The 13,522-nt window shown below is 59.2% G+C and carries 14 protein-coding genes; 7 read left to right on the plus strand and 7 right to left on the minus strand.

Going from position 1 to position 13,522, the window contains the following annotated elements; translation table 11 throughout:
- Positions 1–186: 186 nt before the first annotated feature.
- From ACF6ZU_RS29335 to ACF6ZU_RS29355, 5 genes are all read right to left on the minus strand, one after another.
- Complete coding sequence (locus tag ACF6ZU_RS29335) at positions 187–657, minus strand: Lrp/AsnC family transcriptional regulator (RefSeq protein ID WP_392889484.1); 471 nt, start codon at positions 655–657, stop codon at positions 187–189.
- 26 nt (positions 658–683) lie between these two features.
- Positions 684–1,985 carry an NAD(P)/FAD-dependent oxidoreductase gene (locus ACF6ZU_RS29340; protein ID WP_392889486.1) on the minus strand — a complete coding sequence of 434 codons (1,302 nt, stop codon included), beginning with the start codon at positions 1,983–1,985 and terminating at the stop codon, positions 684–686.
- A 92-nt stretch (positions 1,986–2,077) separates the two neighbouring features.
- Positions 2,078–2,917 (minus strand): transporter substrate-binding domain-containing protein, encoded by an 840-nt coding sequence (locus tag ACF6ZU_RS29345; protein ID WP_392889488.1) that lies wholly within the window; start codon positions 2,915–2,917, stop codon positions 2,078–2,080.
- A 78-nt stretch (positions 2,918–2,995) separates the two neighbouring features.
- Positions 2,996–3,766: an amino acid ABC transporter ATP-binding protein gene (locus ACF6ZU_RS29350; RefSeq protein ID WP_392889489.1), complete on the minus strand. Its 771-nt coding sequence runs from the start codon at positions 3,764–3,766 to the stop codon at positions 2,996–2,998.
- Between the two features lie 15 nt (positions 3,767–3,781).
- Positions 3,782–4,747, minus strand: a complete 966-nt coding sequence (locus ACF6ZU_RS29355) for an amino acid ABC transporter permease (protein WP_392889491.1) — start codon at positions 4,745–4,747, stop codon at positions 3,782–3,784.
- A 348-nt stretch (positions 4,748–5,095) separates the two neighbouring features.
- Between ACF6ZU_RS29355 and ACF6ZU_RS29360 the strand changes: the two genes are divergently transcribed.
- Complete coding sequence (locus ACF6ZU_RS29360) at positions 5,096–6,664, plus strand: arylsulfatase (protein ID WP_392889493.1); 1,569 nt, start codon at positions 5,096–5,098, stop codon at positions 6,662–6,664.
- A gap of 72 nt (positions 6,665–6,736) precedes the next feature.
- Here ACF6ZU_RS29360 and ACF6ZU_RS29365 read toward each other — a convergent pair whose 3' ends face one another.
- A complete protein-coding gene (locus ACF6ZU_RS29365; RefSeq protein WP_392889495.1) occupies positions 6,737–7,705 on the minus strand; it encodes an MBL fold metallo-hydrolase in 969 nt (322 codons plus the stop codon).
- 193 nt (positions 7,706–7,898) lie between these two features.
- Between ACF6ZU_RS29365 and ACF6ZU_RS29370 the strand changes: the two genes are divergently transcribed.
- From ACF6ZU_RS29370 to arsH, 4 genes are all read left to right on the plus strand, one after another.
- The gene (locus ACF6ZU_RS29370; RefSeq protein WP_392889497.1) at positions 7,899–8,519 is read left to right on the plus strand and encodes a LysE family translocator; all 621 of its coding nucleotides are present in this window, start codon (positions 7,899–7,901) and stop codon (positions 8,517–8,519) included.
- Positions 8,520–8,627: 108 nt separating this feature from the next.
- Positions 8,628–8,975, plus strand: coding sequence for a metalloregulator ArsR/SmtB family transcription factor (locus ACF6ZU_RS29375; protein ID WP_392889499.1), 348 nt, complete (start codon positions 8,628–8,630; stop codon positions 8,973–8,975).
- A gap of 45 nt (positions 8,976–9,020) precedes the next feature.
- Positions 9,021–9,491 (plus strand): arsenate reductase ArsC, encoded by a 471-nt coding sequence (locus ACF6ZU_RS29380; RefSeq protein WP_392889500.1) that lies wholly within the window; start codon positions 9,021–9,023, stop codon positions 9,489–9,491.
- Between the two features lie 12 nt (positions 9,492–9,503).
- Positions 9,504–10,205 (plus strand): arsenical resistance protein ArsH, encoded by a 702-nt coding sequence (arsH, locus tag ACF6ZU_RS29385; protein WP_392889502.1) that lies wholly within the window; start codon positions 9,504–9,506, stop codon positions 10,203–10,205.
- A gap of 29 nt (positions 10,206–10,234) precedes the next feature.
- On the opposite strand, the gene ACF6ZU_RS29390 is transcribed toward arsH, so the two are convergent.
- A complete protein-coding gene (locus ACF6ZU_RS29390; protein ID WP_392893967.1) occupies positions 10,235–10,705 on the minus strand; it encodes a GNAT family N-acetyltransferase in 471 nt (156 codons plus the stop codon).
- A 359-nt stretch (positions 10,706–11,064) separates the two neighbouring features.
- Between ACF6ZU_RS29390 and ACF6ZU_RS29395 the strand changes: the two genes are divergently transcribed.
- Together ACF6ZU_RS29395 and ACF6ZU_RS29400 are read left to right on the plus strand one after the other, a co-directional pair.
- Positions 11,065–11,919, plus strand: a complete 855-nt coding sequence (locus ACF6ZU_RS29395; protein ID WP_392889504.1) for an ABC transporter substrate-binding protein — start codon at positions 11,065–11,067, stop codon at positions 11,917–11,919.
- Between the two features lie 83 nt (positions 11,920–12,002).
- Positions 12,003–13,511 carry an amino acid ABC transporter permease/ATP-binding protein gene (locus ACF6ZU_RS29400; RefSeq protein WP_392889506.1) on the plus strand — a complete coding sequence of 503 codons (1,509 nt, stop codon included), beginning with the start codon at positions 12,003–12,005 and terminating at the stop codon, positions 13,509–13,511.
- The last annotated feature ends 11 nt before the right edge of the window (positions 13,512–13,522 follow it).

The raw sequence follows: 13,522 nt of genomic DNA on the forward strand, positions 1-13,522 counted from the left end.
GTTTGGAAGGTCTGAAACGCAGGCCGAATATAGTAAAAACCCGGCATCCTGGACATGACGAATAACCCTGAATTCATGCCACACCGCGTCACCACGAGCACGCCGGAACGAGTCGTTTGGCGCCGCAGTGTTTGAGCGCCAGTCACTGGCAGGGCGAAGCAGGCTTCAGGGCCAATTCAGCGGGATTTAAATCGTCAGTTTCCGGCTGAATTTGGTTTCCATCACAATATGCGAGGCGGTGTGCGCCACCCCCTTGATCATATTGATTCGGGTGAGCTCGGCATTGAGCTCGCTCAGGGTCGGCGTGACGAGATGAATGATGAAGTCGGACTCGCCCGAGACTGCGTACACAGCCTGCACCGAATCCATCTTGCGAAGGGAGGTCATGACATCGGTGTAACTTTTGTTGGTGCATGACGTCATGGTGAAACAACTGATGGTCTGCTGGAGCCTGTTCTGGTCGATGCGCACGCTGTAGCCGGTGATGACGCCGGCCTTTTCCAGACGGGCGATCCGCTCCTGCACCGAAGAACGCGAGACTTCGAGCTTACGCGCCAATGACGCGGTGGGCTCGCGCGCATTGGCTTGCAGAAGGCCAAGCAACTGCCTGTCCTTGTCGGTCAGGTTAAACAATGGACCGGGATTCTGCGCATCCATGAACACTTCCTTGATCTCGCTCGGATTCAGTTTTTATGAGTCGCCCGGCGTTGCGAACGCGTTTCCTGGAACATGTCCATCATCTTCAAGCCGGCGTACACCGTTTGCGCCGCTGCCGGGCCGAGAGGACCGCCATTCCATTCCAGGCCGTAGGCATCGAACAGACGGTAGCGATCGGTCTCGCCGCAAATCGCTTCGGCGATGACGCGGCCGCCCACCGGGGCTGTGTTCATACCATGGCCACCAAATGATGTACATGCCCATAGCCCCTTACCGAGCGGGCCGATGTGGGGCATCTTGTGCCGCGCATAGCCCATCAGCCCGGACCAGGCTTTTTCGATCTTGATGCCCCGCAACTGCGGATACACGTCGAGAATATCTTCGGTCAGCAACTGCCCCAGGCGTTTTTCATCCTGCAGGTTCCGGGTGGTGATACGCCCGCCCCAGAGCAGGCGGTCGCCCTCGACGATCCGGTAATAGTCCGAGGCTCGACGATTGTCTCCCACGGCATCCGTGGTAGCGACCGCGTCCGCCAGACGCGCCCCCAAGTGCTCGGTCAGCACCGCGTAGGTCGCGATCGGCAGAAAGGCGCGACGTAACTTACCGAACTCGGGACCGCCATAACCACCGCAGCAATACACCACATGAGCGCAATCCACGGCGCCCTGATCGGTGATCACACGGTGTCGCCCGCCCCTGCTCTCCACCTGGACCATGGGCGACTGTTCATAAATCTTGCCGCCGTTTTTCTCGATAAGCCGTGCCACGCCCAGGCAGTAATTCAAGGGGTGGAAGTGAAACCCGTGGTTATCGCGCAAACCCTGAAAATACCGGTCGGTCTTAAGCTTTTCCCGCACGGCCTGGCGGTCCAGGTACTCGAGGTGGAAGTCGAAATCCGTGGCCATTTTGTCGCGCAAGCGCCTGAGGTTATCGCCATCCTCGTAGCGAACCACGCTCAGTTTTCCTGTGGTCGGCGAGCAACCCGGCAATTGATGGCGGGCGATCATGTCGCGCACCGTGTCGACACCTTCGAGCGAAAGCCTGAACAGCGCAGCGGCGGTCGGTTTCCCGCAGCGTCGCTCAATGGACGACAGCCCTTCGGACCAGCCCTGGAGGACGAAGCCGCCGTTACGACCGGAAGCCCCCCACGCCACCCGGCCCGCCTCAAGCATCACGACGGACTGCCCTCGCGAAATCAGCTCCCACGCGGTGCTCAACCCCGCCAGCCCCGCGCCGATGATGCACACATCGGCCTGGACATTGGCGGACAAAGCCGCGCGCTGCTTGGTGTCGTGCATCGTGGCGGTGTAGTAATTGTTGTTGTACATGAAGTCCGTTGTCCTTTTTCGCGGCGCACCCCTGCAGCGCGCCGCGTCGAGAACGGGCGCCTGCAAGGCATGGGATTTATCGCAGCTGGGGTTTATTGCACTGTCGTGAGATCAGCGCCGTACCACTTTTCAGAAAGCTGCTTGAGCGTGCCGTCGGCTTTCATCTCCGCAACCGTCTTGGTCAGTGCGCTATTGAATGCCTCGTCGCCTTTATCCACGGCGATGGCCAACGGTTCGTAGTAAGCGGGTTTGCCTTCGACCCGTACGATCGGATAGCCGTTCTTGACGGCAGCAACGATGGTGGGCAGCGCCGACAAGGTCGCGTTGAGCCGGACGCCGTTACCCATCCGCAAATCATCCAGTGGGCCCATGCTGTCGCCGTAAGTCTTCACCTCGCCCGGCGTGACATCGTAGGTGAACGCCGGTACATCGGCGGCGTCGATCTTGAGCCGGCGGTTGATATAGTCTTCCGACGTGGTGCCCGCTTCGACGCCGACAATCTTGCCGTCCAGATCCGCGGCCGTGGCCCCGGCCGCATCCTTGTGCACGGCGAATACATACGGCGTGTAGTAATAAATCGCCGGGAAGTCGAGGACTCGAGAGCGCTCTACGGTTGGCGTCATGGAACCGACCGACAAGTCCCAGCGGCTGGACCAGCGCCCTGCGGTGATGATCCCGTACTCGGGCGTCACGAAGTCGACCTTGCTGCCCAGGCGACGGGCGATTTCAGTGGCAACGTCGATATCAAAACCTTGCAGCTTGTTGTCCGGCCCCAGGAACGATTGCGGCGGCCAGTTCGCGGAGGTCGCCACTTTGATCACCTTGGTTTGATGGATGCGGTCGAGCGTCGACCCCGCCCAGGCGACGCCAGTGGTGAGCGTGACAGCCGTGGCGACAGCAGCTGCAGTGAAGAAGCGGGAGATCGAGATCATGATTAAGCCTCCAGGTCGCTTGAGTGCGATTTTGTTGTTGTTTTTTGTCGATGATTTCGGACAGTACGGCGATGTTTCTCAGTGGCTGAGAATCTGCGACAGAAACTCCCGAGCGCGTGGATGCTGCGGGTTGTCAAAAAACTCGTTGGGTGTGGCTTGCTCGATGATGCTGCCTTGATCCATGAAGATGATTCGGTCGGCGACCCGCCGGGCGAATCCCATCTCGTGGGTGACGCACACCATCGTGATGCCGTCCCCCGCCAGTTCGCCCATCACGTCCAGCACTTCCTTGACCATCTCGGGGTCAAGCGCCGAAGTGGGCTCGTCGAACAACATGATGCGTGGCCGCATGCAAAGGGCTCGGGCGATCGCAACACGCTGCTGCTGGCCGCCGGAGAGCTGGCTCGGGTACTTGTCTGCCTGGTTGCCGATCCGCACTCGTTCAAGGTATTCGCAGGCCAGCTCACGCGCCTGCGACTCACTGAGCTTGCTCACCAAGCGCGGGCCCAGCATGAGGTTCTCCAGGACCGTCATGTGCGGAAACAGGTTGAACTGCTGGAAGACCATGCCGACCTGGCGCCGGATGCTGGCCACGCAGGCGGCATTGCGGGTCAGCTCGGTGCCTTCGATGAACACGTGGCCTTTCTGGAAGTCCTCGAGGAGATTCAGGCAACGAATCAATGTCGACTTGCCCGAACCCGACGGACCGCACACGACCACGATTTCGCCGCTGGCAATGTGCAGGTCGATGCCCTTGAGCACATGAAATTCGCCGTACCATTTGTGCATGTCCTGGATCGATATGGCGGGATACGCGGCAATGACGGCTGAAGCTGACGACTGATTCATCCTGATGCTCCTGACTCAGCGGTGGGCGCGATTGAAGTGCTTTTCCAGACGCGACTGAACGGTTTCCAGCACGATCGACAGCAGCCAATAAAGCACGGCGGCGGTGATGAGCATTTCCAGGTGACGGAACTCGGCGCGTCCCTGGGTTCGTGCCAGGAACATCAGTTCCCAGACGCCGATCACCGACACCAGCGAGCTGTCCTTGAGCATCGAGATGAACTGATTGCCGGTCGGCGGAATGATCAGGCGCATGGACTGCGGGAGAATCACCCGCGTCATCGTTTGGAAAGGATTCAGGCCGATGGCGCGTGAGGCTTCCCACTGACCACGGGAAATGCTGCTGATGCCCGCGCGGAAGATCTCGGTCATGTAGGCGCCATAGCAGAGCGAGAGCGCCAGAATCCCTGCCGGGACGGCGCCGACCACGTAGCCGAGCTGCGGAATGCCCAGGTAGATGAGATAGATCTGGATCAGCAGCGGAACACCGCGGAAAAACGAGGTGTAGAAGCTGGCGATGGCGATGGCAAAACCATTGGAAGAGAGACGGGCTGTCGCGCCCAGGAGCGCCAGTACGAAGGCAATGGCAATGGAAATTGCGGAGACGTAGACCGTCGTGAACACCCCTTGGGTAATCATGAAGCCCACTTTGGTGGCAATGAAGCTGTAGGAAAGATTGAAGGTGTCGAAGAATAAAAGGAACAACACCAGCAGTTCGCACCAGACCGTAATGATCTGTGCCTTCAAGGGGAACCGGCCAAGGATGAACAGGTTCAGCACAACCGTGAGGGTAAAGGTCCCGCCGACTGCGATGTCACGTGCCAGAGGTGCTTGCAAGTCGAGAACGATCGGGCCCATCAGGTTGGAGAGCCGGCTTTGACCCACACCGCAGACCAGCGTGATGACGAAGATGACGGCAGCGACTACGCCCATGAATAGCGCGCTGTCAGTCATGCGAGCCTTGACGATATGGTCTTTGTACATGGCTTACGAACCTCAGGGTGAGCCCCTTTATTGTTGTAAGTCCATTATGTGTGTGCGAATTGCCGGGCGGGACCCGGCAAAATGCCGGAATGATCGGTTTATTCAGACATATCGCCGGGTGCTATCCCTCCATCTGCTGCCCTATACCGTTGATCGCAAAGTGGCGCTTTAGAGGGGTTTATTGACCGGCAAAAAACGTATGGCTGAACTAATGTCGATAGGGCTGCCGATTTGTGCCGAAACAGGGGAAACCAATCGCACTCGAACCGGCAATGGTCCAAGCGGGGGTAAGGACTGCAATAAATACCCAGTCGCACACAGCGACCCACCGGCAAAGGAGCAAGTCAGATGACTCGCGTACGCAAGTGGTTACCCCAGTTTGCCCTTGTGGCAGCGTCGATTTTTACGTTATCCGGAATTGCCTCGGCGGCCGACAAACCCAACATCCTGGTGATCTTCGGCGACGACATCGGCCAAACCAACATCAGTGCCTACGCTGACGGCGTGGTTGGCTATGAAACGCCTAACATTGACCGGATTGCCAAAGAAGGCATGAAGTTCACCGATTACTACGCGGAAAACAGCTGTACCGCCGGGCGCTCGACATTCATTACCGGGCAGTCACCTTTGCGCACCGGCCTCTCCAAAGTGGGGATGCCCGGCGTGGCGGTCGGCTTGCAGGCCAGGGATGTCACCATTGCCCAGGCGCTCAAGGCCCGAGGCTACGCAACGGGCCAGTTCGGTAAAAACCACCTCGGGGACAAGGACGAATACCTTCCCACCAATCATGGCTTTGATGAGTTCTTCGGCAATCTCTACCACCTCAACGCCGAAGAGGAACCGGAACGGCCTTACTGGCCAAAGAACAACGCGGCATTCATCAAGGCGGCCTCACCTCGCGGGGTGATTCACAGTTTCGCTGACGGCAAGATCGAAGACACCGGTGCGCTGACCAGCAAACGCATGGAAACCATCGATGACGAAACCACCCAGGCCGCCATCGGTTTCATCGAGAAACAGGCCAAGGCTGACAAGCCTTTCTTCGTCTGGATGAACACCACGCGCATGCATGCATTCACCCACATACGCGATTCGATGAAGGGCCAAAGCGGCATGGCGGGCAATGACTATGCCGATGGCATGCTGGAACATGACGGCGACGTCGGCAAACTGCTCAAGAGCATCGACGACCTCAAACTCGCCGACAACACCATCGTGATCTATACCACCGACAACGGGCCTAACCAATGGTCCTGGCCGGATGCGGCGACCACCCCTTTCCGTAACGAGAAAAACTCCAACTGGGAAGGTGCTTACCGGGTGCCGGCAATGATCCGCTGGCCAGGCAAGGTCAAGCCCGGCACGGTGTCTACCCAGATGTTTTCCGGACTGGACTGGTTCCCGACCTTACTGGCGGCCGCGGGCGATGTGGATATCAAGGATCGCTTGCTCAAAGGCACTGACGTCGGCGGAACGAACTTCAAGGTTCATCTGGACGGCTACAACCAGCTCGATTACCTGACAGGGAAAACCAACCAGAGTGCGCGGACCGATTTCTATTACTTCAGCGATGACGGCGATCTCGTGGGCATGCGCTACGACAACTGGAAAGTGGTCTTCTGCGAGCAGCGTGCACCGGGTGGGCTGAAGGTATGGAGCGAACCGTTCACCTGCCTGCGCGTGCCCAAACTCTTCAACCTGCGCATGGATCCGTACGAGCGTGCCGACGTGGTGTCTGACCAATATTATGATTGGCTGACCAAGAACGACTACCTCCTGTTCGAGGGCACCCAAAAAGCAGCGGCCTTCTTGCAGACGTTTGTCGAATACCCGCCAAGCCAACGCCCGGCGAGCTTCAGCATCGACCAGATTCGCGAAGAGGTCGACAAGCAAATTGCCGAGAAGATGAAGAAGTAGAACGTCACTTCCTCCAGCGTCCGCCTATTGGCGGACGCTGTCTTTTTCGGTCGCACTGCCTTTTTCGCTCGATCAGTAGTCCCAGATGGCCGCGATCCAGCGGAAGGCGTTGCCATCGACGGCCACCCGGCCAATGGACGGGAACGGCAAGTGCGTCGCGACCAGCAACTCACCACTCGCCGCCGCCTCTTGCATCAGGCGCACCCGTACGCGCATGGCCTCTTCGGGATCGTGTTCAAAACCGTTGTGCCATTCGGGGTGGTCGAAGGCGACCGGGAACAGTGCGTCGCCGGCGAAGGTCAGCCGTTCGCCGCCAGACGTCACATACACCACGGCGTGCCCCGGGGTATGGCCGCCGGTGAGTTTGACCACCACGCCCGGCGCCACTTCATATTCATCTTCGAAGGTGCGCAGTTTGCTGTGGAACGCTTCCATGAATTGCCCGGCGGTGGAACGCAGCACGTCCGGCACCGGCGCCGGCATGGTGGTGAGGGAAAAATCGGGATCTGCCCAGAACTCGATCTCGGTCTTCGACACGTGGATGCGCACGTCCGGACGCAAGCCGTTCTTCACCTCGTCGACGAGCAGCCCGCCGATGTGGTCCATGTGCATGTGGGTGATCACCACGTCGGTCACGGACGCGAGATCGATGCCGGCTGCTTCCAGTCGTTTGGGAAACTGTCCGGCCCGTGGGAAGCCCGGGAACTGCCCGCCCAATCCAGCGTCGACGAGGATGGTCTGCTCGCCGCTGCGCACCACCAGCACATTCAGCGGCCAATCGAAGGCGTCCGGGCCGAGGAACTGGTCCTTGAACCAGGCGGCGCGGTCTTCCGGCTCGACATTGGTGGACATCGTCGAGGTCGGCAGAGGCAGCACACCATCGCTGACCACCAGTACGTCGATCTCGCCGATCCGCAGCGCATAGCGCGAAGAAACCAGCTCCTCGACTGCCGACCCGTCGAGGCGTGAGGCCGCTTGCAGTCCGCTGTTTTTCTGATGGGTTCCATCGGTTTGGGTCAGGGAATTCAAAGGGGTTGCCATGAGCTTTCTCCGGGTGCGAGAGCGACGAATCGCCGAGAAATCCAGTGTGCATCGCGACCCTGCGTGCCGGTACCGTATCTAGGTATACCTGAACATACCCACGTATAGTTTCCGGCCGGCAATCCTGTGCCTATCGGCTGTCAGCCCGGCCCGTGCTAACGTGCGCCCACCCTCCTCCTGAAGTCTCACGCCCATGTCCATCACCGACAATCTTCTCGCGTTTACCTTCGCTGCCACGTTGCTGACCTTGACCCCGGGGCTCGACACGGCGCTGATCCTGCGCACCGCTACGGTGGAAGGCAAACAGCAGGCAATGCGTGCGACGCTGGGCATCAATGCCGGCTGCCTGCTGTGGGGCGCGGCGGTGGCCTTTGGGCTAGGGGCTTTGATTGCCGTCTCGGAACTGGCCTATGACCTGCTGAAATACTGCGGTGCCGCTTACCTCGCGTGGCTTGGATTGAACATGCTGTTGCGCCCGCGCAGTGCGCTGTCACCCGTCGAGGCCGGTACGAAGCCCGCGTCCAACTGGTTCCTGAAAGGCATGACCGGGAATGTCCTCAACCCGAAGATCGGCATTTTCTACGTGTCTTTTCTCCCGCAATTCATTCCCCAGGGACAGCCGCTGGTGGCCTGGACATTTGGTCTGGTGAGCATTCATGTGCTGCTCGGACTGATCTGGTCGATGGTGCTGATTGGCGCGACGCAACCACTGGCCGGCGTGCTGCGGCGTGAAAAAGTGATCAAGTGGATGGATCGCACCACGGGGATGATTTTTGTGCTGTTTGCGGCGCGATTGGCCTTCAGCAAGCGTTGAGAATTCCACCAAGGCGTCGACGATGATTCGACCGTTCGACCGGCCATCGCTTGACCAATACATATGGATATCCATATATTCGCCTATCCATATGTAAAGGCCCCTCCAATGATCACCCCTCCCGAGGTCTTCAAAAGCCTGGCTGACGAGACCCGCGCCCGCGCCACCCTGCTGATCGCCACCCAGGGCGAGCTGTGTGTCTGCGAATTGATGTGCGCCCTCGACGACAGCCAGCCGAAGATCAGCCGTCATCTCGCCCAGCTGCGCAGCAACGGCCTGTTGCTGGATCGCCGTCAGGGACAGTGGGTTTATTACCGTCTCAATCCAGCCCTGCCCGCCTGGGTGCACGACATCCTGCGGACAACGGCGCAGGCCAATGCCGACTGGCTGAAGAACAACGCCTCGCGCCTGCAGCACATGGACGGGCGCCCGGTACGCGACGCGGCCTGCTGCTGAATCCCCCACCCTTTTGATGTCCGCCCGAAGCGGCAGGAGCAATCCATGCGAGTCCTGTTCATGTGCACGGCCAACAGCTGCCGCAGCATCCTTTCAGAAGCCATGTTCAACCACTTGGCACCGCAAGGATTTGAAGCGGTGAGTGCCGGGAGTTTCCCCAAAGGCCAGGTTTTGCCACGCAGCCTGGCCACGCTGCAAGACGCCGGCATGCCGATCGAAGGCCTGTCCAGCAAGGGCAATGACGCCTTCGAAGACAACCCGCCGGACATTGTCATCACGGTGTGCGACAAGGCAGCCGGCGAATCCTGCCCGGTGTATTTCGGCCCGGCGTTGAAAACCCATTGGGGCCTGGAAGACCCGTCCGACGTCAGCGGTGACGAGGCCATAGTCGATGCGGCCTTCCGCGCCACGCTGGCGCACATCGAGCAGCGCTGCAAAGCCTTCCTCGCACTGCCCTTCAACCGCCTCAGCCGCGATGAGCTCAAACGCGAGCTCGATCGCATCGGCGCTCTCTGAACAGGAGGAAATATGTCAGAACAAACGCCCAACCTTGATCACAGCCTTTTCGACGGAACGCCGATGGCGACCCACCGAGGCTCGCACAAACCACGCATCCTGTTGCTGTACGGATCGACCCGCGAGCGCTCGTTCAGTCGGCTGATGGTGGAAGAAGCCGCGCGACTGCTCGAGTATTTCGGTGCAGAAATCCGCATTTTCAACCCGTCCGGCTTGCCATTGCCCGACGATGCCCCCGTAGAGCATCCCAAGGTGCAAGAGCTGCGCGAGCTGGTTCTGTGGTCGGAAGGCCAGGTCTGGTGTTCGCCGGAAAGGCACGGTTCGATGTCGGCAGTGTTCAAGGCGCAGATCGACTGGATTCCCCTGGCCCTCGGCGCCATTCGCCCCAGCCAGGGCAAGACGCTGGCAGTGATGCAAGTCTGTGGCGGCTCGCAATCCTTCAACGTGGTCAACCAGCTCCGGGTATTGGGCCGCTGGATGCGCATGTTCACGATCCCCAATCAGTCATCGGTGCCGAAGGCCTACATGGAGTTCGACGAGGCTGGCCGGATGAAGCCGTCGGCTTACTACGACCGGGTCGTCGACGTCATGGAAGAGCTGGTGAAGTTCACCCTGCTGCTGCGCGATCACCAGGAAACGCTTGTGGATCGCTATTCCGAGCGCAAAGAGTCCGCCGAGCAGCTGATGACCCGGGTGAATCAACGTTCGATCTGAGGCCGTCGAGTTCAGAGGGTGTGGCTTGGCTAAATCGTGTCACTCAAGGTTTTTTCGAAGTAGACACGATCAAACCCATCCTCCGTTCGCCGCTCGACTTCGAGGTAACCCAGTCGAGGGTAAATCGACAGATTGTCGGTCATCTTTGCATTCGTATAGAGACGAACGCTGGCCAGGCCCAAGCGCCTCGCCTCTGCCTCGCAAAATTGAATGAGTGCCTTGCCGATCCCTTGCCCACGACCCGCCTCGGACACCGCTACATTTTCGAGCAGCATGTGCTGATCCACGGGGAAGAAGACGATGAAGCCGCGCAATTCGTCCTGCTCTCCAGTGGCAAGGTGCACAAGGCCTTCTGCAATCTGGGTCCTGTAATCAGCAGACATCGGTGCGGGCTTTCGGCCTATTGTCGAAATGTACTGGGAATAGGCTTGCTCGGCACAAGCGCGCACCGCTGCTTCGTCGTTGGCAACTGCCTGGCGGATCATTTGAATTTCACCCATCAAGAATTCTGAGATGCCTGCGTGCGGCGTGAGGACGGTGAAGGCACCGATCGACGCTGCCACGTTAGCGTTTGTGGTCGAAGAGTAACCCGCACAGACCTGTTTTCAATCATGAGCCCTCGGTAACAGCTCCAGACCTCTTCCGCGCTGAAAATCCCTTCTTGCATCCCGCAATGTTGCGTTCAGTAACAAATCGCGCCGTTTTAGTGCCCCCGCCCGCTCTTGAAACGTGTTCGACCTACAAAAAGCATTCAAAAAGACCCTAAACCCAGTTATTGGCACGTTAAAAGCATACGTGTAGTTATCAGATTGTTGAACAATCTGCCAACTCACTGCGTTCCGAAACTGAGGATACGAACATGCAAAAAGGTCTGACGGGCAAGAAATCCATGCGCAACCTGGCACTGACGATCTCCCTGGCTTGCGTGGTGCCGCTAGTGTCTGCCGCAGAAATCAAAGGCACGCTCAAACAGGGAGAGCTGTCGGTCGGTTCCGACCTGACCTATCCGCCCTACACCTATCTGGACCAGAAGCAGCCAAGCGGTTTCGACCCCGAGTTCATGCAGTTGATGGGCAAACAATTGCGATTGGAACCGCGCTTCCTCGACACCCGCTTTGCCAACCTGATCCTGGGCGTCAATGCCCAGCGTTTCGACGTAGTTGCCTCGGCGCTGTACGTCACCCCGGAACGCGCCAAACAGGTGGATTTCATCAGCTACCTGAAGACCGGCTCCTCTTTGATGGTGCTCAGTGCCAGCGACTTCAGGCCACAACAACCCGAAGACCTTTGCGGCAAGCGCGTGGGTTCGATCAAGGGCGCATCCTGGGTGCCCAAGCTCAACAAGGTTTCCGACGAATATTGCCTGGCCTCCGGTAAACCGGCGATCCAGTCTCGTGAGTTCCCGACCTCGCCCGAAGCGGCACAGGCCTTGTTGGCCCAGGCAGTGGATGTGCAGATGGAAGATCCCGCAGTCGCCAAAATCACCGTAGAAAAACTGCAGGGCAAAACCGTTATCAGCTCCAGCCAGTTGATCTATCCAGTCGTCATCGGGCTGGCGGTGCGCAAAGGCAACCAGGCGCTACTGGAAGAACTGACCACAGCCCTCGACCAGATCAAACAGAACGGCAGCTACGGCGAGCTGCTCGCCCGCTACAACCTGGACGAACCGAATGCCGAAGAAATCAACACGGCGCTGGGCACCACCACCCCCTGAAACCCTGCGCCGGGCGCATCCAGTAGCGGAATCATTGATTTCTTCCGATCTGCGGAAAAATCACAGTAACGCGGAGTAAGTACATGCAATTCGATTGGCATTACACCTTGGGCCTCCTGTGGAACGGCGATTTCTGGCGAGCCGTGGCGACCGTGGTCGAACTGAGCCTGGAAACCTGGCTGCTGGGTATCGTGCTCGGCTTTCTCCTGGCCTTGGCGCGACAGTCGCAGCGGCGTTTCCTGCGGGAGGCGGCCGGCCTCTATATCTGGTTTTTCCGCAGTCTGCCGCTGCTGGTTCTGTTGATCTTCGTCTACAACCTGCCCCAGGTGTTTCCATCCACCAGTGCGCTGCTGTCCAACCCCTACTCGGCCGGCCTGATCGCCCTGGTACTGAGTGAAGCAGCCTACATCGCCGAGATTCACCGCGGCGGCCTTCTGGCGGTGGCCAAGGGTCAACTGGAAGCGGGCAAGGCCCTGGGCATCGGCTATCGCGGCGTTCAGCGACTGATCGTGGTGCCCCAGGCGCTACGCGTAGCGCTGCCGACCCTGGCCAATGAATACATCACCATCGTCAAGCTGACCTCGTTGGTGTCGGTGATTTCGTTATCGGAAATCCTTCTCGTAGGCCAACAGCTCTATACCCAGAATTTCCTGGTCATGGAGACCATGTTCGCGGTGGCCTTCTACTATGTGTTCATTGTTACCGTGTTCAGCCGCCTGTTGCGCCTGCTGGAAAACCACCTGGACGTGACCCGTCGCAAACCGAAGCGCATCGCCCCTGCCGAACTCGGGCAAGTGACGACCCGGCGAGCCGCCGGCCAATCCACGCCAGGAGAGTTTGCTCTGCAGGCGCGGGGCGTGCGCAAATCCTATGGCGAGCTGGAAGTCCTCAAAGGTGTCGAGTTGAACGTGCGATGGGGCGAGGTGGTGTCGATCATCGGCCCATCGGGCTCAGGTAAAACCACGCTGATTCGCACCATGAATGGCCTGGAAAGCCTGGATCATGGCGAAATCACCCTCCAGGGCCAACCGTTCCTGCGGGGTACCAAAGCACCGGAGGGGGCCCTGGGTAACAAAGTACATATGCGGGGCATCGTGCATGTCGGGATGGTCTTCCAAGGCTTCAATTTGTTCCCGCACAAAACCGCCCTGGAAAACGTCATGCTCGCACCGGTCTACCACGCCCATAGCGGTGGTGAAGAGCTGCGCTTGTTGAGCCTGGCGATGCTGCGCAAGGTCGGCATGCTCGAGCATGCCGGCAAATACCCGCACCAGCTTTCCGGCGGCCAGCAGCAGCGCGTGGCGATTGCCCGGGCGCTGGCGATGCGACCTTCAGTCATGCTGTTCGACGAGCCGACGTCGGCCCTCGACCCGGAACTGGTCGGTGATGTACTGGCTGTCATCGAAGAGCTGGCCCGCGAAGGTATGACCATGGTGATCGTCACCCACGAAATGAACTTCGCCTTCAAACTCTCGGATCGGGTGGTGTTCATGGAAGGCGGCGAGATTATCCAGAACGCCGCGCCGCGAGAGATGCTGGAGCAGCGCAGCGAGCGCATGACCAAGTTCCTCAAAGACGTACAACTGGCGTGAGCCGAGGGAGC

This window comes from Pseudomonas migulae (genome assembly GCF_043225285.1).
In the GTDB taxonomy this organism is placed as follows: domain Bacteria; phylum Pseudomonadota; class Gammaproteobacteria; order Pseudomonadales; family Pseudomonadaceae; genus Aquipseudomonas; species Aquipseudomonas migulae_C.

Coding starts and splice junctions, on each gene's coding strand:
- ACF6ZU_RS29400 (WP_392889506.1), top strand. CDS start 12,003: ATGCAATTCGATTGGCATTACACCTTGGGCCTCCTGTGGAACGGCGAT.
- ACF6ZU_RS29380 (WP_392889500.1), top strand. CDS start 9,021: ATGCGAGTCCTGTTCATGTGCACGGCCAACAGCTGCCGCAGCATCCTT.
- ACF6ZU_RS29365 (WP_392889495.1), bottom strand. CDS start 7,705: ATGGCAACCCCTTTGAATTCCCTGACCCAAACCGATGGAACCCATCAG.
- ACF6ZU_RS29395 (WP_392889504.1), top strand. CDS start 11,065: ATGCAAAAAGGTCTGACGGGCAAGAAATCCATGCGCAACCTGGCACTG.
- ACF6ZU_RS29350 (WP_392889489.1), bottom strand. CDS start 3,766: ATGAATCAGTCGTCAGCTTCAGCCGTCATTGCCGCGTATCCCGCCATA.
- ACF6ZU_RS29335 (WP_392889484.1), bottom strand. CDS start 657: ATGGATGCGCAGAATCCCGGTCCATTGTTTAACCTGACCGACAAGGAC.
- ACF6ZU_RS29355 (WP_392889491.1), bottom strand. CDS start 4,747: ATGTACAAAGACCATATCGTCAAGGCTCGCATGACTGACAGCGCGCTA.
- ACF6ZU_RS29375 (WP_392889499.1), top strand. CDS start 8,628: ATGATCACCCCTCCCGAGGTCTTCAAAAGCCTGGCTGACGAGACCCGC.
- ACF6ZU_RS29345 (WP_392889488.1), bottom strand. CDS start 2,917: ATGATCTCGATCTCCCGCTTCTTCACTGCAGCTGCTGTCGCCACGGCT.
- ACF6ZU_RS29340 (WP_392889486.1), bottom strand. CDS start 1,985: ATGTACAACAACAATTACTACACCGCCACGATGCACGACACCAAGCAG.
- ACF6ZU_RS29360 (WP_392889493.1), top strand. CDS start 5,096: ATGACTCGCGTACGCAAGTGGTTACCCCAGTTTGCCCTTGTGGCAGCG.
- arsH (WP_392889502.1), top strand. CDS start 9,504: ATGTCAGAACAAACGCCCAACCTTGATCACAGCCTTTTCGACGGAACG.
- ACF6ZU_RS29390 (WP_392893967.1), bottom strand. CDS start 10,705: ATGGGTGAAATTCAAATGATCCGCCAGGCAGTTGCCAACGACGAAGCA.
- ACF6ZU_RS29370 (WP_392889497.1), top strand. CDS start 7,899: ATGTCCATCACCGACAATCTTCTCGCGTTTACCTTCGCTGCCACGTTG.